Origin of the sequence: Maricurvus nonylphenolicus, from assembly GCF_042854845.1 — a bacterium.
In the GTDB taxonomy this organism is placed as follows: domain Bacteria; phylum Pseudomonadota; class Gammaproteobacteria; order Pseudomonadales; family Cellvibrionaceae; genus Maricurvus; species Maricurvus nonylphenolicus.
The window spans coordinates 1,500,321-1,527,058 of sequence record NZ_AP031498.1 but is presented as its reverse complement, the minus strand read 5'-3'; the positions used below and the strand labels follow the sequence as shown (position 1 = coordinate 1,527,058).

Sequence of the window (26,738 nt, the reverse complement as noted above, 5' to 3'; positions counted from 1 at the left end):
CTATAAAAAGATTTCTACGAATTGATGACGCACCCTAATTTCAAGGATATACACTCAGTAATAGCAGTCATCTACAAATCAGCCGCGACTAGCGCGGCTGATAATTTAGGTTTTATGAATTACTTACCGAAGCGATAAGTAGCTGACAATTGAACCTGACGGGGTGGAGCAATATTTGCCCAATATGCACCTGGAATGAATAACTGTGCACCGCCAAAGCTTTTTGTTTCTTCATCGGTTAAGTTGGTACCCAATAAAGCTACAGTCCATCGCTCATCAGCACTACTTAACGCAACCCGCAGATTTACTTTCCAGAAACTGTCTTGCATGTTGTGACTATCCTGGTCTGGCTGCAAGGTATAGTCATCAGAATAATTGGCGTCTACACGAGCACTAAATATTAGGTTGTCGGATAGATTTGTCTGATAGTCTGCAAACAGGTTTCCGCTCCATTCAGGGGCAAATTCAAGACTCTTACCAGAAAGATCCTGAGACGCACCGAGTGAAGCCGTACAATCAGCGCCCCATTCATCAACATTACTGGTACAAGGGCCTTGGAACTCATCATATTCAGCATTTAACCAGGCAAAATTACTGCCGATGGTCCACTCTTCTGTCAACGCTAGCATGGCTTCCACTTCAACACCCTGGCTTTTAGCTTTGGCAGCATTACCCGTTACAAAGTTGGTACCATCAAATGAGGAAACCTGAAGGTCATCAAACTCAGTATTAAAGTAGGCGGCATTTAAACGACCACGACCATCTAACAAGTCCAGCTTCACACCAATCTCAAAGCTTTCTGCCTGCTCTTCTTCGTACTCGAAATTATTTTCATCAGGGGTATTGTGAGATGAATTGAAACCACCGGCTTTTGTTGCTTTGGTCCAAGAGAAATATGCCATTCCATCAGCACTGAAATCCCACTGCATATTGAATGAAGGGTCCAGGTTCTCTTCGGTACGCTTGCGCTCTAGATCTGAGTCCGCAATTCCCAAACCAATTAAGAAACTATTAGCAAGAGGATGAGCTGTAGAAGAATCTCCAACCACGGTACTCTGATAGATCCCTCGTGCTTCTTTGGTTTCCTCACTATAACGTGCACCTAAGGTAGCCCGAACCTCATCAGTAATATTCCAGGTGCCCTGGAAGAAAACCGACCAGGAATCTGCGTCTTCGGTGTAGGAATTAACTTGGTTATGGGAGAGATCTGCAACACTAAATGCAGCAAAAGGAGCAGGAAGTGGTACAAAACCAGCTCCAGGGAAGACTGATAAATCCAGATAACGCTCAGTCAGTGGTCGCTCTAACTCACGATCAATATAGTAGGCACCAAGCATATACTCGAAAGTCTCACCCACAGGCGATGCCAAGCGTATTTCATGGGAAACCTGATCATACTCTTCTGAGGCAGTCACAAACATAAAGTCAATATCAGTAAAATCCTGATCTGACGCACTTTCCATATCATAAGATGAGTAACCAAACAGATAGGTCAACTCATACTCATCCAGAGCATGCTTAACCTCTAACGTCACATTATCCGATTCAATCTCAGTGGTAGACAGCTGATCGGAATGAATCTCATCGTTTAACTCAAAATCATCACCGCTTGTTGCAAGCGCGCCCTGATACAGAGCCTGAAGGCCAGCTCTGACCGGATCGAGAGGTGCGGAAGCGGAAGCATCGTAATCAGAAATTTGGAAGCTGGTGCCTTCCTGCTCAAATTCTGCAGTCTCCAGCTTTAACGTCACTTGAGTTTCATCAGTGGCATCCCAAACGAGAACTCCTCGCACGGCTTCGGTGTCTTCCTCTGGCTGATCCTCATTCAGGGCTTCGTTATCTAGATATCCGCCTTTATCAGCGCTTTTGATAGCGAGGCGGCCATAGAGGCCTTCTGTCAACTCGCCAGACACCATGGTATCTACTTCATAGCTGCCATACTCCAGCTCGTATTTACCGGTAATTTCAGCTTCGAACTCTTCCGTAGGTTTTGCACTTATGACACTCACTGCGCCAGCAATACTGTTTTTACCAAACAGAACACCCTGAGGGCCACGGAGAACCTCTACCCTTTCAACATCCATAAATGGAACCTGGAACTGGCGAGATCGCGCAGAATAGATACCATCAACATAAAGCCCTACGGACTGCTCAAATGAATCAGCTGAAGCACCAGATCCCAGACCGCGCATAACAATCTGGTTTGCCCCTGGCGTATTACTGATATTCAGATTAGGGACATGCGCAGACATTTCTTCCAGATTTGAAATACCTGAGTTTTCCAGAAACTCTCCTGCAACTGCATTCACAGAAATAGGTACATCCTGCAAGCTTTCTGCTCGTTTTTGAGCTGTTACCACAATCTCTTCCAGGGTAAACCCTTCTTCTGCATAGGTATTGGAAGCAGTGGCAGTCAGGGCAATAGCTATTGCCTGAGCAATAAATGTCTTATGAGGCTTCATTATTACAAATCACCATATATAGTTATATTTATATGCAGATACACTGTTCTAGCGAAATATCTACAATCAGTCTTACTCTCAGAAATAACGATTTTAGCGAAGCGGGAGAAGCATTACTTATCAATGACAGACATGACATTGGTGATAAACTGCCACTACCAAAGAAATTCTAAAGGTGATGAAAACTAAGAAAGGAAGGAAATATATGAGATCGATATATAAGTATATTTTCTTGTCATCGCTCACTGCTGAAAATAAGCACTTCCCCCCAGAAACACAGTGAGCGATCGACTCCAGGTATTATCCCGAACAACCCAACCTGCCATTGGTTAGTTTATATAATTCCCTATCAGTGATATCTATACTTGATACAACCTTTGAATCTACCCACATATCCAGATTTTCCCCAGAAAACGCTGCCACTTCGAGCATCATTCCCTCTGGCCCTGAAAAATAGATTGAATGCACAAAACCATGATCCAAGGGACCTACGCAAAATACATTTTTTGATCGGATCCTGCTTCGCACCTGTAGCAATTCATCCAGGGTATCTACATTAAAGGCCAGATGCTGCATGGTACCACTCGCACATTTTCCCGCAGGGTCTCCCGCATGCGTGAGCCCATACTCTATATCATTAGGGTTTTGTTCTGAGTAATTAATCATCAACAGTGAACTATCACTCATTTTAAGTGTTGCTACTGCCGATTTTTTCTCTTCATCGGTCCATTCAAGTGCCACCAAAGGCAGACCTAAAACCTCGTTAAAATATTCCAAGGTTAACTTTAGCTTGCGAGTCGATAACGTAATAAAACCAATATCGTTAGGCACTACATTTGTAGCTATATTAGATTCTACAGCAGTCATGATTGTTTACTCGGCATGGTAAAAAGAGTCTTGTGTGGTTTTATAATAAACAGGGCTAATGAAGCCAGTAACAACTTAAACATAGAAAACTTGCGTTTAAGCTGTAATCCTTGCGGTTTGGTTGGTGGAACCGCATCTCTAGTCGCATCCATAATTAAATCATCTGGCAATAGACATAAGAGGCGCATAAATCTTTCTGGAAAGGTAGGTTTATACTCCAAAAGTTGATTCCAATCGGCATTAGCAGGAAGGGGTTCAACCGCTTGATATTCCTCGGGCTTAGTTAAGCGTGACAATTCCGCATCAGAGATATTGAACGCTTTTGCAACCTCCGTTGAAATACTGTCCTCATCAAACCCCTTTACAACCGTAGATACTTCCACTTCAACCTGATCTATTGCCGTAAATCCAATGGATTTAATATGTTTTCGATCAATAACATCACTACAAGCGATACCTTGCTTATCTAAGGCTTGCTTGACTAATAGGAGATCGTCAAGAGAATCAACATTTAAAGAAAAACGCTGCATAGTTCCCGCTGCCGTAACACCTTGACTATGTCCCGCATGCGTCACACCGATACTGACCTCAGTCGGGTTTTCAGGTGTTGCCACAAACGCCAGCGTAGAATGCTCATTCAAACCGAGGAATCCGTGTATTGTATTCTTGGCACCATGCATCCAATACAATGCAACCAGCGGCATTCCCAATACATTATTAAAGAATTGCAATACAGCTTTCATATCTGTAGTGGCTAATGCCAGATGGTTAATTCCATTGGGGCTCGACATGAACAATGGCTCCTTTATTACATAGGCAATTACTTGAATATTGCTTAAAGCAACACCCTTATTCACATCAATTCTATACTGATTAAAAGTAGGGTATTGGTGCCCCCAGGACAAAAAGCAGTCATCAACTGACACGTCCTGAACAACACTCCCCCTTCACTTTTGATCTACATCAACCACGATATAACTTGGGCATTGCGAGGCAGTAACTCACTGGTGTTTGGCAGAAGAGGAATAGGTTGGCCACACAAAAAGTATCAATAATGGCTTTGAGCTGAAGGTCTCAGCTCAACATAGAAGATATTCGAATAAGGAGAAGGCGCTATGTCGGACACACAAACCATTAACGGTATCAACCACCTTGCTCTGGCTACGGCCAACTTAAAGAGCACCTTACAGTTTTTCAATGAAGTATTGGGTATGCCACTCGTTGCACTTTATTGGATGCACGGCGCCGAGAATACTGCCCATGCATTTCTTAAACTTAACGACAGTTCGCTCTTAGCATTTGTATTTAGCCCCAACATCCCCACCGATATCAAATTAGGTATCACCCATTCAGGCAACCCTGGGGATCCATGCACCACAGGAACCATGCAGCACCTGGCCTTTAACGTTGATAGCCATGAACAATTGCTTATCATGCGTGACCGCATCCGCTCAAAAGGCATCCACTGCTTCGGACCAATGGATCATGGGTTTGCAGAAGCAATCTACTTTTCTGGACCAGACGGCATAACACTGGAAGTCGCGACTTTGACAGGGAAAAACGTCAAAAATTGGATTGATCCAGAGGTCGTTAGTGCCATGGGGATCTCTTCTGACGAATTACACGTTCTGGAAAACCCTGAAGCATTCGAGCAACCCCCAACCTCTATCCCTAACCAACCCATAGAGAGCGCCAGCCAGCTGCGAATGTCATACCCTGAAGATTTATACTCTGTGATGGTTAATATGACAGATAATGAGTTTACAGAAACAACGAGAGACGCCATTCCGCCAACTCAACTTGAAAATGGATAACGACCATAAAGTGGCGTTTAACCACTGAGGGTTAAAATCCTGACACAAGCAGTATAGTATTAGAGGGCATAGGTTATTACAGGTTAAAATTTATGTCCTCTACCCCTGCCCAAGAAATACGCTTATCGGCAGCTAACCCATTGATTTTATTAGACTTATTGAAGGAAAAGGGGTTCTCAGAAGAGCAGATTTTCGCAGACATAGATCTTTCCCCCCATAGTATCCAGGGAGTCGATAGCCAAATGACCTACTCCCAATCCAGGGCCTTAATTTGTAAAGCTATCACCCTTACCCATAACCCCAGCATAGGCCTGGAATTCGGGCGCCGGATCAATATCACCGGCTCAGGCATGTTCGGCCTCGGTGTTCTCGCCTGTAATACTATTGCCGAATCACTACACCTTGCCAGCCGTGCGACTGCTGCACTAAACCCTGCTGTGCATTTCAAGATCAGTAATGATGAAAAGAACTATTATTTAGACATCGAAGAGGTTTACCCTTGGGAAGGTGCCGCTCGCGTAATGGTAGAAACCTGTTTCTCAATGATGCAGGCAACAGCAGAAACTATATTTCCAGAACATGCCGATCGTGTGCACTATGAGATGACCTACGAACCTCATTTGGATAAATCTCATTATGAGAAATACTTAGCAGGCCATATTTCATTCAATGCCAACCATAATAGGGTGATTCTGCCTATTGATATCTGCCAAAAAAACCTGCCATTTTCCAACAACAGAATTCTTGAACAAACAGAAAACTGGTTACAACGGACGATAGAAGACTTACACAACAACCATAAATCGCTTCTCATACCCATCCGCAATATCATGGAAGACAACCTTGAAAAAGTGCCTGGCATGGATGAAATTGCCGAAATCTTGCACATGTCATCCCGTACATTAAACAGACGTTTGAAAGAAATGGGTACCAATTATAAAGAACTGATTTCTGATGTAAGAAAGAATAAGGCGATGGAGCTTCTCACCAACCCCAATTATTCTGTTGATGAAGTCGCCTACAGCTTGGGATACAGCAATGCATCAAACTTTACCAAAGCCTTTAAACTCTGGACCGGCAACACCCCATCTGTCTATAGAAAAGAATACCTGATAAAGAATTAACCCCTTAACAAGTAACATAGAAATATAGCTAAACTCATCAGACGGCAGAAGACAACCACGTTATTGTCAATTAATCACAGAAACTCATTACGCGTATTTTATAGACTGATAGCTCAATTCGCTGTCTATCAGTTATCTGAACTGACGAAATTGAATCTCATCCTTTCCTGTTGAAAATTTTAAGCGAGCTTCTATCAATATAGAAGCTCGTTCTTTCTTTATCCTTGCCTCACTACAACCGCACCAGCCTCCCCGATAATGCTAATGAACAATATCGGTTACCAGTTGTACAAGATCTAACTTAAGGCCACACAGCCAATCACATTCGCCCACATACATATCGCTTATTTCAGCCTTCAGGGGTGGCTCAGGTGGAATCACACCATTTTCGATGGCATAGGTGTTATAAGCATCTATCAATTGCCTTAACACCACGGGTTCCTCTGCAGCCAAATTATTTAATTCAGAAGGATCCCTACTTAAATCAAACAACTCCCATTCACCGGAAGCAAGTGGCGCCGGTATATTGTGGGCCTTCCAATTCCCCATTCTTATAGCTTGACTGCCAAACAATTCGAAGACATAAGGTTTAATATTTTTCTCACTGGGATTTAATAAATAAGGAACAAGTGACGAACCTTGAATACGCAACTGCTTTTCCGAAGAAACGTCTTCGCGCCAATCAACACCCGCCAATTCATAAATAGTAGGCGCCAAATCTATAACGTGTGCAGCACTATCGATTCGTGCAGAGCGAGGCAAGCGCGGCCCTGTCATCACCATCGGCGAGCGAATCCCCCCTTCTCCAGGAGTTCCTTTAAATAGCTTCCAGGGCGTATTTGACACAACCGCCCACTCTGACCCCAGATGCACATGACTGCCCGCCAACCCCATGTTCTGGAGGCTATTATCTTTGTCCAATAGCCATTGCCTGGCGGTATTCGGGTACATTAGTGGCGTCGCTGCTGAAGCCCCGTTATCGGAGAAAAATAGGATATAGGTGTTCTCTAATTTTCCTGACTCTTCAAGGGCATCAAGAACAGTGCCTATCTTCTGATCCACCAACTCAATCATTGCGGCATAGATTTCCATAGGCTTTGTGTCTTTACGACGCTCTGCGACACTTCGATCCTGCCACGGCTGCTTGTACAAAGGTAACCACTCCGGCATGGCTGGCATTTGCCAAAGATCCGCTCCACCCTCTATCAAACCTAACGTTTTTTGCTTCTCTAATCGTTGCGCCCTAATAACATCAGGCCCCTCGTCATAAACGCCTTCATACCGGCTTAACCAGTTCGCCGGCACCTGTAGTGGGTCATGAGGCGCAGTGAAAGCCAAGTAAGCGAAGAATGGGGTTTCTTTATCCCCCTCCAATATATAATCGACAAGCTTATCGGCATAATGGTTTGTGGAATAAAAGTCCTCTGGCAAATCCGTCGGTTCACCATTTTCCAGATAAGTAACATGGTGGTTATCATGAACCGGCTCCTGATCCGCAAAATGACTCGCCCCACCTTCTACCAGCGTAAATGACTTATCAAAGCCTCTATTATGAGGTAATTGCTGCTCTTCTGAGCCTAAATGCCATTTACCGGCCATATATGTCCGATAACCAGACGCCCTCAGATGCTCAGGTACAGTGACTAACGATTCTATCAACGTCCCCTGATAACCCAGCACCTGTTGCTGATTGTCTGCTTGAAAGCCACTCATAGTTCCCAGTCCAGCCTGATGATGATCAGTTCCTGTCAGAAGCATGGACCTCGTGGGGCTACAGGTAGGCGCAACATAAAAGCTTGTCATTGCCACCCCAACGTCAGCCATCCGTTGCAAGTTGGGTGTATTAATTTCTCCACCAAAAGGCTGAATATCAGACCAGCCCATATCATCCACTACGATAATCAGAAAATTTGGCTTTACCTCAGGCTCAGCACTCACCTGAAAACAAGTAACGAATAATAAAGTGAACAAGAAACTAATCTTTTGCATAGCTAACGCTCGAACAGGGAAAGCCTGAAAACAGAAAACGAAACAAGGGCGTGAATTTAATCCCTCATCAAAAATGATGGAGATTAAATTCGTTGAGATTTTTTAGGATTGGAGGCTATATATTCCTTGCTACCGTTTGGAAGAAGTCTTCATACTTTTCTTTCCACCAATCCGGGCTGTCAAGAAACTTATCATTGGCAGAATACAAAGCGATCACAACGCCTTTATCTTCATTGACAAATAGATATTGACCATGCAAACCGGATGCATAAAACTCCCGTCCATCAGGATCTACAGGCGTCCACCACAAGTAACCGTAACCAAATGGCTTTTCAGATAAGGGGTTATCTCGTCCGGGTAACTGGTAGGGTTTAACCGGTGTGGTAGATTCCATTACCCAGGATTCTGAGAGTATTTGTTGACCATTCCAGCTACCACGTTGCAGCATGAGCTGCCCCACTTTAGCCAGATCCCGTAAACTCATACTCAAACCACCAATAGCCACTTCTACACCGGTAACATCGGTTACCCAGGATGCGTCATCCTGAGCACCTAATGGCTGCCACAATCTTTCGTGCATATAATCAGCAAGAGAACGTTCCCCTATCACAGAACGCACAACCATACCGGCCATTTGCGTTTCCATACTGTTATAGCCCTGACTGATACCAGGCTCTGATTTAGCAGACAGTTCCAGCATAAAAGGTTCGATAGGCTTATCCAGAGCAAAGCCTTTTTGGAAGCGATCCATATCGGTATCTGATCTGGAATAGTCTTCGTGAAAATCAACACCGCTCGACATCTCAAGCGTATTAGCGATGGTGGCCTTATCCCACGCAGATCCTTTAAAGTGCGGCAGGTATTTAACAACCGGATCATTGACGTCATCAATTAATCCATCGGTAATCGCCAGCCCCACCATGATAGAGGTCATGGACTTGGTCACCGAAAAAGAGAACTGCCTCTCTGATTCACTTAGACCATGCCAATAATTTTCAAATACTGTCTCGCCATCTTTCAACACCACCATACCAGTGACACGTACGTCTTCCAGGAAGCTGTCCACATTGAGGGTTTCACCATGGCTTTGGAAAGTTTCTGGCCAAACATTGTCAACTAAGTTCTTGGGTAATGCTTCAGCGCTGGAAGACTTTGAAACTATATGATGATGGAACTTTGAATCCATGACCCTGAAATCGCTTGGCATGGACGTTTTATCCATACCTGCAGCAAAGATTATCCGCTCAACCAAATGCCCATAGACAACGCCAACAGTAGCAATGGCTGCTAATACCAGAACCACTAACGTCCGAACATATACTTTCTTATTCATGAATTCCTCTCAAATCACCAGATACTACGTGCAGCTTGATTACTACTTATCCGAAAGCTCTGCGACCAAGATTATCATCGTATGGCAAGGGAATTTAGTTGATAACTGCCAATTGCTAGTGATTTGCTGCCCTTTACATTACTTAAAATAGGCTTATTCGCATACCGCCCCAACGCTTTAAAACATTAATACAATCAATACAGGAATATCATTTAAATAAATTAGGATGATTTATTTATCTCTCTATAATGTGTAGAACTTATAAAGATATGGGCATTCTATGGCTGAAATCACCCTTCTGCGCCATGGCCAGGCATCCTTCGGCCAGGCCAATTACGACCAACTCAGTGAACTAGGCCATCAGCAGGCCTTTTGGCTAGGCCAGCACCTGCGGGGGCTGGGGCAAAGTTATGACCGTATTGTGATTGGCTCCATGGTTCGCCACCGCGAGACAGCTCAGGGGCTGATCGAGGGCCTGGAGGCTAAAGTGCCTTTTGAGGTACATGCGGGCCTGAATGAATACGATTTCCAGGGCTTGCTGGTCCCCCTAAAAGCCCAATTTCCGACCGAATGGCAGGACACCGGCCATGCCAAGCGCGACTACTACCACAATATGAAACTCGCCCTGGGTTACTGGATGAGCGGTGAGATTGCCGATGATGGCAATGACAGCTGGCAGAGTTTTTGTGAGCGTATTCAGCAAGGTTTTGAGTTTTCATATAAGACTGATGCCAAACGCACCTTAGTTGTGTCATCTGGCGGTCCAATCTCTGTAATTTTGGGCCAGATTTGGGGCTTGGATCACCCGCGCACCTGTAATCTCACCCTACAAATTAAAAACAGCAGCACCAGCAAGCTGCTCTATAACCGCAAAGATTTTACGGTCGACAGCTTTAATGATGTTAGCCATCTGCTTAGCGCCGACAAACAAGACGCCATTACCTTTTCTTAATTCTTTATATCGTCAATCTGAACGAGGAAGTCACCATGTTCGAATTCAGCGAAAAATCCAAACAGCTGCAAACCAAACTGCTGGCCTTTATGGACGAGCATATTTATCCCAACGAGCACAAATACGCCGAACAGTTAGCCAGTATGGAAAACCGTTTTGCCCCCGTGCCACTGATGGATGAACTGAAAGAAAAAGCCAAGGCCGCGGGCCTGTGGAATTTGTTTGTGCCGGAAGATCACGCTGAGTACTGCGATCACGGTGGCCTGTCCTTCTTCGACTACGCCCCACTGGCAGAAATTATGGGCCGTGTGATCTGGTCTCCCGAGGTGTTTAACTGTAACGCCCCGGATACCGGTAATATGGAAGTCTTTATGAACTACGCCACCAAAGCCCAGCAAGATAAATGGCTGAAACCACTGTTGGCTGGTGAGATCCGCTCTTCTTACGCGATGACCGAACCACAGGTTGCTTCCAGTGATGCCACCAATATTCAGCTGGACATTAAGAAAGACGGTGACGAGTGGGTACTCAATGGCCGTAAGTGGTTTATTACCGGCGCCATGTACGAGCGCACCAAGATCTTTATTGTGATGGGTAAATCCGATCCGGAAAATCCAAGCCGCCACCTGCAACAAACTCAGGTACTGGTCCCGAAAGACACTCCTGGAATCAGTATTATTCGTCCACTGACCACCCTGGGTTACGACGATGCACCTATCGGTCACGCCGAAATTGTTTTCGACAACGTACGTGTACCGCTGGAAAATGTATTACTGGGTGAAGGCCGCGGTTTTGAAATTGCACAAGGTCGCTTGGGCCCAGGCCGCATGCACCACTGCATGCGTTTGATTGGTGCTGCCCAACGTTCTCTGGAGCTGGCCTGTAAACGTGCCACCTCGCGCACCACTTTTGGTCGCCCTTTAAGCAAGCACCAGTCTATTCGTGAAGAGATTTCCAAGTCCTTCTCTGAAATTGAAATGGCGCGCCTGCTGGTATTAAAAACCAGCAAGAAGATTGATACCGAAGGTGTACCCGCCTCTGTGGATATGATTGCCGCCACCAAGACCACAATTCCTCTGTTGGTACAAACCGTCATCGATCGCTGCATGCAAATGCACGGCGCCGGAGGTTTAACCGAAGATTACTTTATGGCCGAAGCCTTTAACTATGCGCGCTGGTGTCGCCAAGCCGATGGCCCGGACCAGGTGCATCAGATGGCGCTGGGTAAACAGATTATTGATCGTTATTCAGAAGAATAATTGCGGGGCGAATACCAATGTCTGAATCAACCTTTGATTTTGATACCGACAAGCTAGCCGCGTATTTGGAACAGCAAGTAGAGGACTTTCAAGGTCCTCTCACTGCCACCAAATTTGCCGGCGGCCAGTCCAACCCAACGTTTTTGATTGAAGCACAAAGCGGCAAGTATGTACTGCGTCGCAAGCCGCCCGGTGAGTTGCTGAAATCCGCCCACGCGGTCGACCGTGAGTACAAAGTGATGTCTGCCTTGGCCGATACTGATGTACCGGTAGCCAAGGCTTACCACCTGTGTGAAGACGATAGTATTATCGGCAGTATGTTCTACCTGATGGAATTTATCGATGGTCGTGTGATGTGGGATCCGGCGTTACCGGAAGCCACTAACGAAGAGCGTACCGCGATTTACACAGAAATGAACCGCGTACTGGCGGCCCTGCACTCGGTAGACGTTGATGCAGTCGGTTTGTCTGACTACGGTAAACCCGGCAGCTATTTTGAGCGTCAGGTTGGCCGTTGGACCAAGCAGTATCGCGCTTCAGAAACCGAAGCTATTCCAGAAATGGAAACCCTGATGGAATGGCTGCCCGCCAATATACCAGCCGATGACGGCAAGGTGGCTTTGGCCCACGGTGATTTCCGTTTGGATAATATGATGTTCCACCCTGCCGAGTCCCGCGTACTGGCACTGGTGGATTGGGAGTTATCCACACTGGGGCATCCGTTTGCCGACCTGGCTTATCAGTGTATGCAACTGCGTATGGAAAACACCGGTGTGATGTCTGGCCTGGGTGGCGTTGATCGTAAAGCGCTAGGTATTCCTTCTGAGGAAGAATATGTGGCGCAATACTGTGAGCGTATGGGGTTGACAGAAATTCCTAACTGGAACTTCTACCTGGCGTTTAGCTTTTTCCGTTTTGCCGCAATTTTGCAGGGTGTGAAAAAGCGTGCACTGGATGGCAATGCCTCCAGTGAAAAAGCTATGCAGATGGGTGAGCTGGTGAAACCGCTGGCAGTTATGGGTGCCGAACTGATTAGCTAACATCCGCCCTCTAAGGGCGCTTGCTGTACTCCTGATGAGCGGCAGCGCCCTGATAAGCCGCAGCGCCCTGTTCAATTTGCAACTGTCGTCGCAGTTGATACTGCGCCATCATCGGTCGCAGAATTTGATCAATCATCAACTGCGTGCGTTCGGCCTTGGCTTCCACCAAGCGCCCCTCAACCGTACTGCTGGTGTAGGCCGATAGACCTTCAAACAGTCCAGGGCCGCGCCTATCCCAACCAGCCCCCACACTAACATCAGCTTCTGCGCTCAGCATTTCAGTACTGACTCGACGACTGCTATGGGTTGCCTCAGTTCGCATGCCACTCTCAAACTGGGATTGCAACTGCACAAATACAAAACCGCTACGTCGATTGAAAAAGGCATCACTGGCTGTTGCCGATGACAAGTTGTCTGTGTTCGCTCTATTGTCGTTAATTACTAGCTGTGAACGTGACATTGCCGCCAAATCCTGCAACCAGGGATTACTGGCCAGTACCGATTGCACCTCTTCTCTAATAGAGAGTACCTCTGCATTTAGGTTAACTACTGGTTCCCCACGTTCTATCAGGGGAATCATGACCTGCTCTGCTTCACCAAAAACCCGATTGAGCTTATCGTTGATCCGGTCAAATTGCTGCGTTAAGTCAGACTGTGGTGGCTCGCTGTGGCGAGCAAAGTCCACTTGTTGCACACTGCCCACTTCACCATCGTCTTTAAGGAATATTCCCTGACTGCGGATTTGGGCTTGCAGTTGATTGCTGTCATCTTTAAGCGTCACATCCACTTCGCCACTGCCCAAATAAATTGCCCCTACCCCTGCCTCATCCAGGGATAATAAACGCCCGTCTATGATATTGCCCTCGGCATCAACACTGGGCGGTTGCCATACCTGCAGCTGCTGAAAAACTTCATCAGCTTCATCAATCCAGCCATTGCCATCAAGATCGTAGGCCGCCAGATCACCAAAGCCGTCACCACTTTGCGTACCAAATAATTCATTACCATCATTAATCACACCGTCCCGCTCACCATCCTTTTTACCATCTAATGCCAAAAAGCCTACGCCGTGATTCAGCGAGGACAAGGTGTCGGTTTGACCATCGGCGTCCATATCAAACTCAAAGGTGGCACTGGTTAACAGGTCGGGATTTCCCTCAAGATTAATCACCAGGGGATCGATCAGGCGGCGGTTTTCCGCCGTCACCAATAACTCTCCTTCACGTTGGTGACGACGTTGTAATTCCAGCTCCAGGGTAAATTCAATCGTACGGCCATCTGCCAACTCAATGGTGCCACTGCTGCCCAATAGACTGCGGCTTTCTTCATGGTAATAGCGCTGTTGCTCTACAACCAAACGGTTAGCGCCAACAACACCGGTACCCAAATCTTCGCTTTCTAAAGTATCAACACTCGTGTCTGATGCTATAGCCAGGGCCAAATCCCGCTGCAGGGTTTCGCCGTCTTCTCGCAGAATCATGCCCAACTGTAATCGCTGTTCCACCAGTCCCTCTGCGGCGGCCTGGATAACACTTTCATATTCATAACGAGTTTGCTTATTCTGCGAAGTATCAGTGACCCGTGTGTCACCGCTCAAACGACTATAGGTATCCGTGGCATAAGCATCTCTAAGGCTCAGACTGACATTCACCGACTGGCCCGTTGGCAGTCGATCTTCATCCAGGTCTACCTGGGTCAGAGATTGGGCCTGCTTACCCTGCCGCAGAGTCTCTTCTTCATAACGACTATGGAATATAAAACGAATATCCGATGCATCAATGCGCATAACGACCTCCCCGTTAGTGGAGTCGTAGAGGTTATCGGCGGGGATATAGTAAGCTACAAGAACTCTTTGGCCTAAAAAAACTATTGTTAAATCTTACAATTTTCTTATTCAAACTCTTCGCTGTGCAACCATGCAGCATGCTTCGGTGCACGCTTGGTTATAGACCACTCTGCTACCATTTCCGGGGCTACGCGTTTTAATTCTTTCAACTGCTCTTCTGTTGCATCCCGGTAGGTTAATTCCAGTCTGTGGCCATTGGGGTCAAAGAAATAGATTGAGTGAATAATGCCGTGATTGACCACGCCTATTACATCTATGCCTTTCGCCTCCAGCTCTTCTTTCGCGGCTAACAAGTCATCGCGGTTTTCCACTTCAAAGGCGATATGCTGCACCCACTCCGGGGTGTTGGGATCTTTGCCCATTGCTGGGGAATTAGGCAATTCAAAAAATGCCAGGATATTGCCCTGCCCGGCATCCAGGAAGACATGCATATACGGATCGGGGGCTTTGGTGGAGGGAACCTTATCCTCGGCAATCGCCACCAGGAATTCCATATTGAGATTGTCCTGATACCACTCAACGGTTTCCTTGGCGTCGTTGCAGCGGTAGGCCACATGGTGGATTTGCTGGATATTAATCATCACCTGAAACCTGCGTTATCAACTATCTTATATAAATATAGTCCTTTATCTGACTCAGGGATGTGACCTCTATGTATCACCTGAATGAAACCCATGACCCCAGCCTGACCAGCTGGGTCAGCTCTGCCAATTCAGACGACACCGACTTCCCGATTCAAAACCTGCCCTTTGCTGAATTTCGACGCCAAGGCTCTAGTGAAGCATTCCGCGGCGGTGTTGCTATTGGTGATCAGGTTATCGATTTGGCGGCAGTCGCCAAACTCAAACTCTTTAGCGACTTGGCCCAAGAAGCTCTGCAGGCCTGCAGCCACAGTACGTTGAATAACTTTATGGCGATGGATAAAGCAGCCTGGTCTGCGCTTCGGCTTGCGTTATCCACAGCGCTACAGGAAGGAGCTACAGAGCAAGCACAATTGGAAAACTGTTTGATTGCCCAAGACGATGTGGAATATTCACTGCCCTGTGAGATTAAGGACTACACCGACTTTTACTCCTCCATCCATCATGCCACTAAAGTCGGCTCACTGTTTCGCCCAGACAACCCATTACTCCCCAACTATAAATGGGTACCCATTGGTTATCACGGTCGCGCATCGAGTATTGCCGTTTCCGGTCAAACCTTTCCCAGGCCCTGCGGGCAATTAAAGGCTGCCGATGATGAAGCTCCCAGCTTTGGCCCCTGCAAGCGTTTGGACTACGAAGTGGAAGTCGGTATTTTTATCGGTAATGGCAATACGCTAGGAGAACCTATTAATATCGAAGATGCCGAAGATTATATCTTTGGATTGTGCATTTTAAATGACTGGTCTGCCCGTGATATCCAAGCGTGGGAATACCAACCACTGGGACCGTTTTTATCAAAAAGTTTTGCCTCCACAATTTCCCCCTGGATTGTGACTACAGAAGCCCTGCTGCCATTTCGTAGCAGCTTCTCTCACCCTGAAGATGATCCTCAACCGCTACCCTATTTAACCTCTGAAACGAACAGTCAATCTGGCGCCTTTGATATGACTCTGGACTGTTTTATCACCACAAGCACAAATCAGGAAGAATCCCGACTGTCCCGCTCCAACTTTAAGCACGCCTATTGGACAGCTGGACAAATGGTGACCCATCACGCGATCAATGGCTGCAACTTACAGGCAGGCGACTTATTAGGTTCGGGAACACAGTCAGGTGCCAACGAAGGTGAAGCCGGATGTTTGTTGGAACTTACTACGGCAGGTAAAAATCCGGTTACGTTAAACAACGGCGAGACACGCACGTTTCTGGAAGATGGTGATACCATTATTATGCGCGCCCACTGTGAGCGAGAAGGCGCGCGACGGATTGGCTTTGGGGAAGTGCGCAGCAGTATCCTGCCGCCCAAGCTATAAATATTTAAACAGGGTTTAACAGACTGCCGCCATCCACCACCAAAGCACTGCCATTCATATAAGAACTGGCATCGCTGGCTAACAGCAACAGTGGACCATTCAACTCGTGGTATTGCCCCAAGCGTTGTGGCACCAATTTAGCGATATAAGCTTTACCGCGCTCACTGCTAAATTCACCTTCATTGATTGCGGAAGCAAAGTATCCCGGACATAAACTGTTTACACGCACACCAGCACGACCTAATTCCAGCGCCATATTTTTGGTCAGCTGGTCCACCGCCACTTTCGACACATTGTAATCGGCTTTCATAATGCCGGTACCAATACTGTAGATAGAACCGGTATTGATAATGGAACCACTGCCCTGCTCTTTCATACGGATAGCCGCCTGACGACCAACACGCCATACACCTTTAAGGTTTACATCCAGCAGATAACCCCAGTCATCCTCTTCCATATCTACAAATTTTGTAGGCTCGGAACTGATGCCGGCATTGTTCACCAGAATATCGAGTTGGTCGGTGATTTCATCCACCTGTTTAAAGGCTTGCTCAACACTCTCGGCTGAGGTGACATCCATAGGAATGGCATGAGCCTGGCCGCCAGCGGCAATGATATCATCGACCAGGTTTTGCAAACGATCAGCCCGACGAGCAGCAACAATCACCGTTGCGCCCGCTTCTGCCAGAACACGGGCAAAGTGTTCACCCAGGCCACTGGAAGCACCAGAGATTAGTGCGGTTTTGGCCTGCAGGGAAAAGGTTTTATCTAACAACATAACGAACAACCAGCTATCAAAAACCTATTATCCCGCACCCTCAAGGTCTCAATACATGGCATTTTAGGAGCATAACAGGCATTTTATTCCAGCCCGCTGTATGCCTGATTAGAATTTATTTTCCCGCTTCCTGAATCAATGATTCGGATACCGATACCGCCTCAATAATGGAAGCAACACCCACACGCTCATTGGTGTTATGGATAGTACTGGCATCCCCTAATGGCATGGTATGGGTATGGAAACCGTACAGGTTTTTTGTCAGCCCCTGATACTTGGGACGATCTGTGGTGGCCGTTAACAGAGTAGGCGTCACCAGCGTTTCAGGTTGAACCCGATGCACGGCTGCAGTGATGGCTTTATAACCCTCCCCCCTGAAGTCTGCCACAGGCATTGAAGGCCAGGAGTTAATCTTGATAGTGACCTGAGGATCGTCGACCAATTTTTCCAAGCGCTGTTGCAACTGCTCAACACTGTATCCCGGCAGCAAACGAAAATTCACTTTGGCTTCGGATTGCTGCGAGATCACATTTTCTTTAACGCCCGCATCGAACATGGTCACGGCGGTTGTACTGCGAACCATGGCGTTGGTAACGCGATCTTGGGTAAGTTGACGGGCAATGAGTGGCCCACCAATGCCATGATTGCGCATCAACCAGCCTGCAATACCAGGGACTTCTTGTCCCAGGGTTTCCAGCATATTGGTAACTGGAGCAACCAGCTCGGGTTCAAACGGGTTTTCATGAATCGTTTGTACCGCTTTGGCCAAACGCACAATAGCATTGTCATCCACCGGCATGGAGGAATGCCCTCCTGGTCCTCTGGCTGTTAAAGTAGCAGTTGCATAGGTTTTTTCCGCCAGACTGACATTGGCGAGTTTGCTGTCTGGCAACATGGGGTTACCTGTCAGCAACATGCCGCCTTCACCAATCACATAGGCCAGTTTACCCACTTCTTTTTGTAAATGGCTGGCGACATTTCGTGCACCTTCCTGGCCACCAATCTCTTCGTCGTGAACAAAAGAAAAGTACAGGGTTCGCGTGGGCTGGTATTGAGCTTTTAACAAACGTTCCAAAGCTTCCAGGGTAGATACCACACTGGCCTTATCATCCAGTGCTCCGCGGCCCCAGATAAAACCATCGGCAACAACACCCTCAAACGGTGGCTGTTGCCACTCTGATTCGGTACCCGACTCGATGGGAACCACATCGTAGTGGGCATCAAACAGTACCGGTAACAAATCACTATCCTTGCCCTGCCACTTCAGTAACAAGCTGTGCTCTGCGATTGGCGTAACCTCAAGACTGGAAAATACCGTAGGGAAGCTTTGCTTCAGAAAACCTCGGAAAGCCGTAAAGTGGCTAAAGTCCCGCTGGGAACGATCACCGTAGCTGATGGTTTGATAGCGGATAGCCTCAGACATCAATCGCACAATACGCTCATCGTCACTGGCCACTGCATCCTGCGCCTGAGCGAATGGGCTTAGCAGCAGCCATACCGCCGAGATTTGCATGAGCTTGGTTAATCGCATGAAGGCTCCTGATAATGAATCACTATAGATAGGCATAAATGGTCTGATTTAGACTATACTGAAATCCACTATAATGGTCCAATTCAGACCTTGTCAATACGGCCACCCAGAAGCACCGCCCCACATGACCCAAACCAAGCTTAATACCACCGCTTACTGCCTGCTCGGACTCTTCAAGAAGAAGCCCTGGACCGCCTATGAACTGGCGCAATTTATGGAGGTCAGTGCGGTCCGCACCATGCTGCCACGCACCCGCAGCCAGATTTTTAATGAACCGAAAAAAATGGCCAAGCAAGGATTACTCAGCGCAACGGAAGAATTACAGGGCAACCGTAAAAAAACCATTTACAGTATTACACCGCTGGGTGAACAAACCCTTGCCGACTGGCTGATGGAAGAAGGCGAGAGCCCACGGGTAGAACATGTTTCGCTATTGAAATTCTACTTAACCAGTACAGCGGACATTCCGGCCCTGCTGGAACGGATTGAAGAAATGCGCCAGCAGATTATGGACGAGATTAAGCGCTCACTGATACTTGTTGATCAAATCCTTGAGCACGGAACCATTCTTGGTAAAACAGCACCTAATGCCTCTATGATTGGTTTGCTGGGCAGCCATATTTTTGAATCAAGGCTGCTGTGGCTAGCAGAGTGTGAAGAAAAACTGCGCGCTCTGGCCGACACTGAAGACACCACCGCTATGGCTGTGGAAAACTATCAACAGACTCAACAGCGACTAACCACACTGCTGGAAAAAGAAAAAAGCCGGCAGAAGCCGGCTGAAAAATAGCGAGTGATTAACCCACTAGAGAGAGAGTTTTTACTTTGGCTGCATACGCACGGCGGCATCCATACGGATACACTCACCGTTGATATAATCGTTATCAACAATGTGCAAAGACAGTTTTGCAATTTCACTGGTCTTACCCAAGCGCTTTGGATATACGGTAGATGCTTCCAACGACTTGTAATAGGACTCTTCGATGGTGTCGAACAGCGGCGTGTGAATCAGACCTGGTACGATGGTATTTACACGAATACCGTAAGGGGCCAACTCACGAGCCATTGGCAGGGTCATACCCACTACCGCACCTTTAGTGGCGGAATAAGCCACCTGACCGATCTGACCTTCGTATGCTGCAACAGAGGCAGTATTGATAATTACACCGCGAGAGCCGTCGTCATTCACTGGCTCATTGTCGGCCATTTTCTCGGCAGCCAAGCGTGCTACGTTAAAGGTACCTACCTGGTTTACCGCAACCACTTTCTGGTAAATATCCAGCGGGTGTGGACCTTTCTTACTCAGGGTTTTACAGGCAGGACCAATACCGGCGTAGTTATTCACAATGTGTAACGCACCAAATTTATCCACAACCGCATTAATTGCATTTTGTACGGATTCTTCATCGGCAACGTTAACGCTGAAGTAGGCAACCTTGTCACCCAGGCGCTCGGCAACCGCTAAACCCAACTCTTCATTCAAATCGAAAATAGCGACGTTTGCGCCTTTTTCTGCGTACAACTCAACGGTGGCTAAACCCAAACCGGAAGCACCGCCAGTAACTACGGCTGTTTTGCCTGCGATATCCATTTTACGTCCTCTTAACTCTTAGATTTATTTCCTACGAATTACTCACTACATCGCCATTCCCGCGAAAGCGGGAATCCATAGATACATAGTGCAATACCTGATATTGCACAGAATAGAATCAATCTGATGCTTACCGGTATCACCTAAGTGCCACATACACTGGATTCCCGCTTTCGCGGGAATGGCAGATGGGTGAACTACGCCATATCTCTATCAATAAACGGGGTGTTGTCGCCCTGATAAATGTCGCGACCAATAATCAGTTTCATCACTTCGGATGTACCGGCATAAATACGGGTTACCCGCGCATCGGCGTACATACGACAAATCGGGTATTCATCGATATAACCCGAACCACCGTGCAACTGCACACCTTCATCAACCACGCGACACAACAGCTCACTGGTCACCAACTTGGCTTTAGCCGCATCAACAGCAGTCAACTCATCGGAGGCCAGTGCACGCACACACTGATCGACATAAATTTGCTGCATATCTAATTCAGCGCGCAGATCTGCGAGTTTGAATTGGGTGTTCTGGAACTGCCCCAGACGTTGCTTAAACAGCTTACGTTCGTTGGTAAAATCGACGGTAATATCAAAGGCTTTTTGAGCCGCCGCCAAACACTCGACGGCAGCAATTAATCGTTCTTCAGCCAGCCCTTCCATCAAATAAGAAAACCCTTTAGAAGGATCACCTAACACATTCTCTTTCGGCACTTTAACGTTTGAGAAAAACAGTTCAGCCGTATCCTGAGCTTTTTGACCCAGTTTTTTAAACGGCTGACCACGGTCAAAACCTTCCATACCGCGCTCAACAATAAACAAACCAATTTGACGCGGGTTATTTACTGGATCAATTTTCGCAGCAACAATCACCACATCGGCGTTAACGCCGTTGGAGATAAAGGTTTTGTTACCATTCAGCAGATAGTGATCGCCCTGATCAATGGCCGTTGCGCGCATACCCGCCAGGTCACTGCCCGCATCTGGCTCGGTCATGGCAATCGCCAAAACCGTTTCGCCGGTTACACATTTGGGCAGAAAACGCTGCTGCTGTTCTTTGTTGGCAAATCGTTTGAAATAGGGGCCAACCAAACGGCTGTGCAAGGTGCAGTTCCAGTCAGCAGTCAGAGCGTACTGGTTTTCTTCAATAATGATCTGCTCGTACCGAAAATCCTCATCACCTAAGCCACCAAACTCTTCGTCTGGCCACACCATTAAAAAGCCCATCTCGCCTGCTTTCTTAAACGCCTGGCGATCGACAATACCCTGCTCTCGCCACTGCTCCATATAGGGAACAATCTCCTCATGGAGGAACTTGCGATAGGCATCGCGAAACAGCTTTTGCTCTTCGGTAAATTCTCGCTTTAACACGCCAACCACTACCTCTCACCAGGCTAAACATACATTTTGTCCATTATCAGTATTGATTGAGGGATATTTAATGGCATTCTGAGATTCAAACAGGCATTTTATGCCATAATCTAGAAATTCGCGTTATATGTGCCAAACCAAATGCAGGAAATCACCATATCCAGTCACTTCTTCCGTTCGGCCCTGAGCAAAGCCGCTGAACGAGGCTTGCCTACCGCCCAGCTGTTAGCGGAAGCGCGTATCTCCCAGCAACTGTTTAACCAAACCGCCGTACGTATTACGGCCACCCAATACGCCAAACTACAAACCCTGACCATGCGAGCTCTGGATGATGAAATGCTGGGCTATGGCTCACGGCCAATTCCGGTAGGCAGCTGGTCACTGGTGTGCCACTGGTTACTGAGCTGTACCGACATTGGGGATGCCCTGTCACGACTTTGCCTGTGCTTTAGACTGATGGAAAAAGGCTTCAAATTGGATTTGATAAGCGATTCATCGCTGACGGGATTACGCATTACCCCGTGGGATGATTCCCAACCAGAGCCCTATGCCTACGAGCTGTTTATGTTTGGCATCCACCGTATCCTCTGCTGGCTGGCCAAAGACATGATTCCCACCCGGGAAATTCATCTGCCCTATCGCCTCCCCCAACAAGCCGACGAATATCGGGTGATGTTTCCCCACGCCAGGGTCTGCTTTGACAGTGACCGCTGTGAGTTAGTGCTGGAAGCATCCGCCAAGACTTTACCCATCAAGCAAAAAACAGAGGATTTGATCGAATTTCTGCACAACCCCATGCTCAGCATTATTGTTAACAGCTACAACGAAAAAAGCTGGACAGTAAAAACTCAGGACTACCTGCGCCAACACCTGCAAGAAATCCCGACGCTGCTTGAAGTGGCCACGGAATTTGGCATCCACACCAAAGCTCTGCGTAAGGCACTGGAGAAAGAAGGCATAAGCTACGGCGATTTAAAAAGCCAACTACGCCGGGATGTGGCGATTCAGTACCTGACCAATACCGATAAAACCATTGAAGCCATAGCAGAGCTAATCGGTTTTTCGGAAACCAGCACCTTTACCCGAGCCTTTAAAACCTGGACTCGGATGACCCCCAAACAATACCGCCATTCGGTGTCCTAAATGACATTTTGACGACCGCTTGTTGACCAATCGGAACCGCTTGACCTGCATCAAAACCCCTAGCGCGCGGCTATGAGACACTACAGGTATCAAAAAACCTACATAAATCAGCAAGATAGCCGCCATGCTCCCCAATAAACCGTCCCATATTCACTGGAACCGTGAACTGATCCGCCGTTACGATCTTTCTGGTCCTCGCTATACCTCTTACCCGACTGCACCGCAGTTTCGTGAAGGCTTTAGTGAGATGGATGTTGAAGCTGCGATAGCGCGCAGCAATACCAGCGGCCGCCCACTGTCTCTGTACTTCCATATCCCGTTCTGTGACACCATTTGTTACTACTGTGGTTGCAACAAGATTGTCACAGCCAATAAGGCGCGTGCGCGCCCTTACCTGGACAGTCTGTTAAAAGAGATTGAACTGCGCGCCGCCCAGTTTGACAGCAGTCGCCCGGTTAACCAGCTGCACTGGGGTGGCGGTACACCTACCTATATCAGTGACGATGAAAAGCGTGAGCTGATGGCCGCTACCCGCAAACACTTTAACCTGCTGGATGATGACAGCGGCGAATACTCTATTGAGATTCACCCCGGCGGAACCACGCCAGAAACACTGCGCGTATTGCGTGAGTTAGGCTTTAATCGCCTGAGCATGGGCGTGCAGGATTTTGATCCACAAGTGCAAAAAGCCGTTAACCGTTTCAACAGTGTTGAAGAAGTAAAAGCGCTGGTGGATGTGGCTCGCGAAGAGAAGTTTCACTCACTGAGTATGGATTTAATTTACGGCTTGCCACATCAGTCGGTAGAGAGCGTAAGCCGTACCCTGGCGCAAGTGATTGTACTGAACCCTGATCGCCTGTCCCTGTTTAACTACGCCCATATGCCGCATCTGTTTAAAACTCAAAAACAGATGGATGAAAATGCATTACCCAGCGCGGAAGAAAAACTGAAAATTTTGGAAACCGCCATTAATCAGTTAACCGAAGCCGGCTATGTCTATATCGGTATGGATCACTTTGCCAAACCGGATGATGACTTAACCATCGCCCAGGAGCACGGTGAGCTGCAACGTAACTTCCAGGGTTATGCCACCCACGGTAACTGCGATATGTTAGCGATGGGGGTTTCTTCTATCAGTGCGATTGACAATATTTTTGTGCAGAATTTTAAAGATATTCCGTCCTACAGTGCCGCACTTGATAAAGGCCTGACACCGATCAACAAAGGCATTGTACTGAGTAAAGATGATCTGGTTCGCCAAACGGTGATCAACCAATTGATCTGCAACTTCGAAGTTAATTTCAGACACATGAGCCAAAAACTGGAGCTCGATTTCTGCGAATACTTTGCCGATGAGCTGGATCAGTTAGCTGATTTTGCGGTGGATGGATTGGTGAAACTCACCCCCAGTTACTTAAAAGTCACTGACGATGGGCGCTTGCTTATCCGTAGGATTTGTATGGCTTTTGATGCTTATCTGAATCCGAATAGTCGGCAGGCCGTCAAGATGCCAGGTGAGGTGGAGCCGGTGCGTTATTCTAAGATCATTTAGGCTATGAAGGGGCTATATAGTTCTGACAAACGTGCGAAGAGTCTAGTAAACTAAGCTCAGACAATGAACGTAACGCGACCAATCGCTATACGCACAAAACCCATTCGCCATTCCCGTGAAAACGGGAATCCAGTGCCCTACCAACGCTCATGAAAGCACTTCGTAGCTCTGGATTCCCGCGTGCGCGGGAATGGCGGTGCTAGAAAGAATTAGTTAACTATGTCCAAACTCACTCATCTAGACAGCCAAGGCCACGCCCATATGGTGGACGTTGGCACTAAAGACGATACCCAGCGCCAGGCCACCGCCGAAGCCTATATCTCCATGACCCCGGAAACCCTGGAGCTGATTACCAGTGGCGGCCATAAAAAAGGCGATGTCTTTGCCGTGGCACGTATTGCCGGTATCCAGGCAGCCAAGCAGTGCTCCAACCTGATTCCCCTGTGCCACCCGCTGATGCTGACTTCCGTAAAGGTGGAACTGACAGCCGAGCCGGAAAACAATCGCGTACGCATTGAAAGCACCTGTAAACTGCGCGGCCAGACCGGTGTTGAAATGGAAGCCCTGACCGCGGCCTCTGTAGCAGCACTGACCATCTACGATATGTGTAAAGCCGTAGATAAAGGTATGGTAATTGAACAAACCCGCCTGCTCGAAAAGCAAGGCGGTAAGTCTGGCCACTGGACTGCAGAGTCGTAAGAAAAGAAGTAGGAATTAGAGATGTTAACGATTTTATATTTTGCCCGCCTTCACGACCAACTGGGTCAGGATAAAGAAAGTCTGGAACTGCCAGCCGAGATCAATAATGTTGGCCAGCTGCGCGACCTGCTGTGTGAACGGGGCGAGCAGTGGCAACAAGCTTTAACCGCCAAAGGTATTTTTATCGCCGTTAATCAGGAAGTGGTTAACGAAGACACCCCGCTTAACGGTGATGAAGAAGTGGCGTTTTTCCCTCCCGTTACTGGAGGCTAATCATGATTCTTGTACAGAACGAAGACTTTGATCTAAACACCGAATACGAAGCACTTCGTCAGGATTGCCCAGCCATTGGTGCCATTGTGACTTTTGTTGGTCTGGTGCGGGACTTTAACGAAGGTGATGATGTCTCTTCCCTGTTTCTGGAACACTATCCAGGCATGACTGAAAAAGTCTTGCAGGGGATTTGCGATCAAGCCCGCGAACGCTGGACCTTAAACGGTATACGCGTGATACACCGTATTGGTGAAATGCACCCTTCGGATCAAATTGTTTTTGTTGGCGTGTCCAGCGCACACCGTGGCGAAGCCTTTGCCGCCTGTGAATTTATCATGGACTTTTTGAAAACCCAGGCGCCGTTCTGGAAAAAAGAACAAACGCCCGAGGGTGGTCGCTGGGTCGATGCCCGCGATAGTGATACCAGCGCTGCTGATCGCTGGAATGAGTTAACCAAATAATTTTTCGTTAAGAGTTCCAGGCGTTATTGAAACGCCTGGGCTCCACCTTTACTGTTACCGTCCACTACCCGCATAAACAGGTTTTGATAATCCGCTTTTAGTGGGGCATCAAACAGAGGGTCCTGCTCCACAGCAATTTCCGCTTCCAACTCTTCCCAATCGGCTTCGGTCAGATACTTCTCCATCAACGGATAGACCAGCTCATTTTCCCGATCGATATGCGAACGTTGACGCTGGATAAATTCCCGTGTGGTACGCACCAGCTCGGATACAGGCACAATACAATCATTGGCAACCGCATCAAATAACTGCGTCATATAACGGGTTAACTGCGCCAACTGCTGGTGCTCCAATTGCACTTGATTGACGAACTCTGCTTCCGGTGGGTGCTTGGCCATAATGCGATCAAAGATTTTATCTTCCATCGGGTGATGCCAGCGTTCCGGATAAAAACGAATATAATCCAGTGTGTCGAGTATTAACGGCAACTCAACTGAACTTGCCATACCACACTCGTAGTTCCGCACCTCTTGATCCAAATGTTCAAGCAGGCGCTGTAGGTGGTAGTGATCCCTGTACAGCTGCTTTTCAATAGCATGCATAATATTTCTCCCGCACCTTTTCGAAATAGGCGACCTCTTGTTCAGCTTAGGCCAAGCCATAAAGTGCACTCTTGACCCAAATCAAGCAG

24 protein-coding genes are annotated in these 26,738 nt (G+C 47.5%); 12 read left to right on the top strand and 12 right to left on the bottom strand.

Translation table 11 applies throughout. The annotated features are described in order from the left end of the window. Positions 1-119 precede the first annotated feature (119 nt). The 3 genes from ACGHZ6_RS06455 to ACGHZ6_RS06445 form a co-directional block, all read right to left on the bottom strand. A complete protein-coding gene (locus ACGHZ6_RS06455; protein WP_390618003.1) occupies positions 120-2,462 on the bottom strand; it encodes a TonB-dependent receptor in 2,343 nt (780 codons plus the stop codon). 300 nt (positions 2,463-2,762) lie between these two features. Continuing rightward, a complete protein-coding gene (locus ACGHZ6_RS06450) occupies positions 2,763-3,329 on the bottom strand; it encodes a VOC family protein (RefSeq protein ID WP_390618001.1) in 567 nt (188 codons plus the stop codon). Beyond that, positions 3,326-4,255 carry a VOC family protein gene (locus ACGHZ6_RS06445; RefSeq protein ID WP_390618000.1) on the bottom strand — a complete coding sequence of 310 codons (930 nt, stop codon included), beginning with the start codon at positions 4,253-4,255 and terminating at the stop codon, positions 3,326-3,328. The genes ACGHZ6_RS06450 and ACGHZ6_RS06445 overlap by 4 nt, the downstream gene beginning before the upstream one ends. A gap of 189 nt (positions 4,256-4,444) precedes the next feature. Here ACGHZ6_RS06445 and ACGHZ6_RS06440 point away from each other — a divergent pair, with 189 nt between their 5' ends. After that, complete coding sequence (locus ACGHZ6_RS06440; protein ID WP_390617998.1) at positions 4,445-5,143, top strand: VOC family protein; 699 nt, start codon at positions 4,445-4,447, stop codon at positions 5,141-5,143. Between the two features lie 92 nt (positions 5,144-5,235). After that, positions 5,236-6,267 carry a helix-turn-helix domain-containing protein gene (locus ACGHZ6_RS06435; RefSeq protein ID WP_390617997.1) on the top strand — a complete coding sequence of 344 codons (1,032 nt, stop codon included), beginning with the start codon at positions 5,236-5,238 and terminating at the stop codon, positions 6,265-6,267. Between the two features lie 261 nt (positions 6,268-6,528). Here ACGHZ6_RS06435 and ACGHZ6_RS06430 read toward each other — a convergent pair whose 3' ends face one another. Further along, positions 6,529-8,256, bottom strand: coding sequence for an arylsulfatase (locus ACGHZ6_RS06430; RefSeq protein ID WP_390617996.1), 1,728 nt, complete (start codon positions 8,254-8,256; stop codon positions 6,529-6,531). Positions 8,257-8,371: 115 nt separating this feature from the next. Further along, the gene (locus ACGHZ6_RS06425) at positions 8,372-9,589 is read right to left on the bottom strand and encodes a serine hydrolase domain-containing protein (protein WP_390617995.1); all 1,218 of its coding nucleotides are present in this window, start codon (positions 9,587-9,589) and stop codon (positions 8,372-8,374) included. A gap of 280 nt (positions 9,590-9,869) precedes the next feature. On the opposite strand from ACGHZ6_RS06425, the gene ACGHZ6_RS06420 reads away from it, so the two are divergent. The 3 genes from ACGHZ6_RS06420 to ACGHZ6_RS06410 are packed head-to-tail and all read left to right on the top strand — an operon-like array spanning position 9,870 to position 12,840. After that, entirely contained in the window at positions 9,870-10,541 is a 672-nt protein-coding gene (locus tag ACGHZ6_RS06420) for a histidine phosphatase family protein (RefSeq protein WP_390617994.1), read from the top strand. 35 nt (positions 10,542-10,576) lie between these two features. Next, positions 10,577-11,800, top strand: coding sequence for an acyl-CoA dehydrogenase family protein (locus ACGHZ6_RS06415; protein ID WP_390617992.1), 1,224 nt, complete (start codon positions 10,577-10,579; stop codon positions 11,798-11,800). Positions 11,801-11,817: 17 nt separating this feature from the next. Continuing rightward, positions 11,818-12,840, top strand: coding sequence for a phosphotransferase (locus ACGHZ6_RS06410; RefSeq protein WP_390617991.1), 1,023 nt, complete (start codon positions 11,818-11,820; stop codon positions 12,838-12,840). Positions 12,841-12,850: 10 nt separating this feature from the next. On the opposite strand, the gene ACGHZ6_RS06405 is transcribed toward ACGHZ6_RS06410, so the two are convergent. Both ACGHZ6_RS06405 and ACGHZ6_RS06400 read right to left on the bottom strand, forming a co-directional pair. Beyond that, positions 12,851-14,626, bottom strand: a complete 1,776-nt coding sequence (locus ACGHZ6_RS06405) for a hypothetical protein (protein WP_390617990.1) — start codon at positions 14,624-14,626, stop codon at positions 12,851-12,853. A gap of 104 nt (positions 14,627-14,730) precedes the next feature. Beyond that, the gene (locus tag ACGHZ6_RS06400) at positions 14,731-15,267 is read right to left on the bottom strand and encodes a VOC family protein (RefSeq protein ID WP_390617989.1); all 537 of its coding nucleotides are present in this window, start codon (positions 15,265-15,267) and stop codon (positions 14,731-14,733) included. Positions 15,268-15,338: 71 nt separating this feature from the next. On the opposite strand from ACGHZ6_RS06400, the gene fahA reads away from it, so the two are divergent. Next, complete coding sequence (fahA, locus tag ACGHZ6_RS06395; protein WP_390617987.1) at positions 15,339-16,643, top strand: fumarylacetoacetase; 1,305 nt, start codon at positions 15,339-15,341, stop codon at positions 16,641-16,643. 4 nt (positions 16,644-16,647) lie between these two features. Here the strand turns inward: fahA and ACGHZ6_RS06390 are convergent, their stop codons facing one another. Then, entirely contained in the window at positions 16,648-17,421 is a 774-nt protein-coding gene (locus ACGHZ6_RS06390) for an SDR family NAD(P)-dependent oxidoreductase (RefSeq protein ID WP_390617985.1), read from the bottom strand. Positions 17,422-17,536: 115 nt separating this feature from the next. Next, a complete protein-coding gene (locus ACGHZ6_RS06385) occupies positions 17,537-18,952 on the bottom strand; it encodes a M20/M25/M40 family metallo-hydrolase (protein ID WP_390617983.1) in 1,416 nt (471 codons plus the stop codon). Positions 18,953-19,076: 124 nt separating this feature from the next. Between ACGHZ6_RS06385 and ACGHZ6_RS06380 the strand changes: the two genes are divergently transcribed. Then, positions 19,077-19,742, top strand: coding sequence for a PadR family transcriptional regulator (locus ACGHZ6_RS06380; RefSeq protein ID WP_390617981.1), 666 nt, complete (start codon positions 19,077-19,079; stop codon positions 19,740-19,742). Positions 19,743-19,772: 30 nt separating this feature from the next. Here the strand turns inward: ACGHZ6_RS06380 and ACGHZ6_RS06375 are convergent, their stop codons facing one another. Then, complete coding sequence (locus ACGHZ6_RS06375) at positions 19,773-20,543, bottom strand: SDR family NAD(P)-dependent oxidoreductase (RefSeq protein WP_390617979.1); 771 nt, start codon at positions 20,541-20,543, stop codon at positions 19,773-19,775. A gap of 197 nt (positions 20,544-20,740) precedes the next feature. Further along, the gene (locus ACGHZ6_RS06370; RefSeq protein WP_390617977.1) at positions 20,741-21,919 is read right to left on the bottom strand and encodes an acyl-CoA dehydrogenase family protein; all 1,179 of its coding nucleotides are present in this window, start codon (positions 21,917-21,919) and stop codon (positions 20,741-20,743) included. A gap of 141 nt (positions 21,920-22,060) precedes the next feature. Here ACGHZ6_RS06370 and ACGHZ6_RS06365 point away from each other — a divergent pair, with 141 nt between their 5' ends. The 5 genes from ACGHZ6_RS06365 to moaE all read left to right on the top strand — a co-directional run bounded on the left by ACGHZ6_RS06365 (position 22,061) and on the right by moaE (position 26,047). After that, positions 22,061-23,062 carry an AraC family transcriptional regulator gene (locus tag ACGHZ6_RS06365; RefSeq protein ID WP_390617976.1) on the top strand — a complete coding sequence of 334 codons (1,002 nt, stop codon included), beginning with the start codon at positions 22,061-22,063 and terminating at the stop codon, positions 23,060-23,062. Positions 23,063-23,186: 124 nt separating this feature from the next. Further along, positions 23,187-24,614, top strand: a complete 1,428-nt coding sequence (gene hemN, locus ACGHZ6_RS06360; RefSeq protein ID WP_390617975.1) for an oxygen-independent coproporphyrinogen III oxidase — start codon at positions 23,187-23,189, stop codon at positions 24,612-24,614. A 219-nt stretch (positions 24,615-24,833) separates the two neighbouring features. Then, positions 24,834-25,313 carry a cyclic pyranopterin monophosphate synthase MoaC gene (gene moaC / locus ACGHZ6_RS06355; RefSeq protein WP_390617974.1) on the top strand — a complete coding sequence of 160 codons (480 nt, stop codon included), beginning with the start codon at positions 24,834-24,836 and terminating at the stop codon, positions 25,311-25,313. A gap of 21 nt (positions 25,314-25,334) precedes the next feature. Then, the gene (moaD, locus tag ACGHZ6_RS06350) at positions 25,335-25,586 is read left to right on the top strand and encodes a molybdopterin converting factor subunit 1 (RefSeq protein ID WP_390617973.1); all 252 of its coding nucleotides are present in this window, start codon (positions 25,335-25,337) and stop codon (positions 25,584-25,586) included. Between the two features lie 2 nt (positions 25,587-25,588). Then, the gene (gene moaE, locus ACGHZ6_RS06345; protein WP_390617972.1) at positions 25,589-26,047 is read left to right on the top strand and encodes a molybdopterin synthase catalytic subunit MoaE; all 459 of its coding nucleotides are present in this window, start codon (positions 25,589-25,591) and stop codon (positions 26,045-26,047) included. Positions 26,048-26,070: 23 nt separating this feature from the next. On the opposite strand, the gene ACGHZ6_RS06340 is transcribed toward moaE, so the two are convergent. Further along, positions 26,071-26,649 carry a hemerythrin domain-containing protein gene (locus ACGHZ6_RS06340; RefSeq protein WP_390617971.1) on the bottom strand — a complete coding sequence of 193 codons (579 nt, stop codon included), beginning with the start codon at positions 26,647-26,649 and terminating at the stop codon, positions 26,071-26,073. Positions 26,650-26,738: the final 89 nt, after the last annotated feature.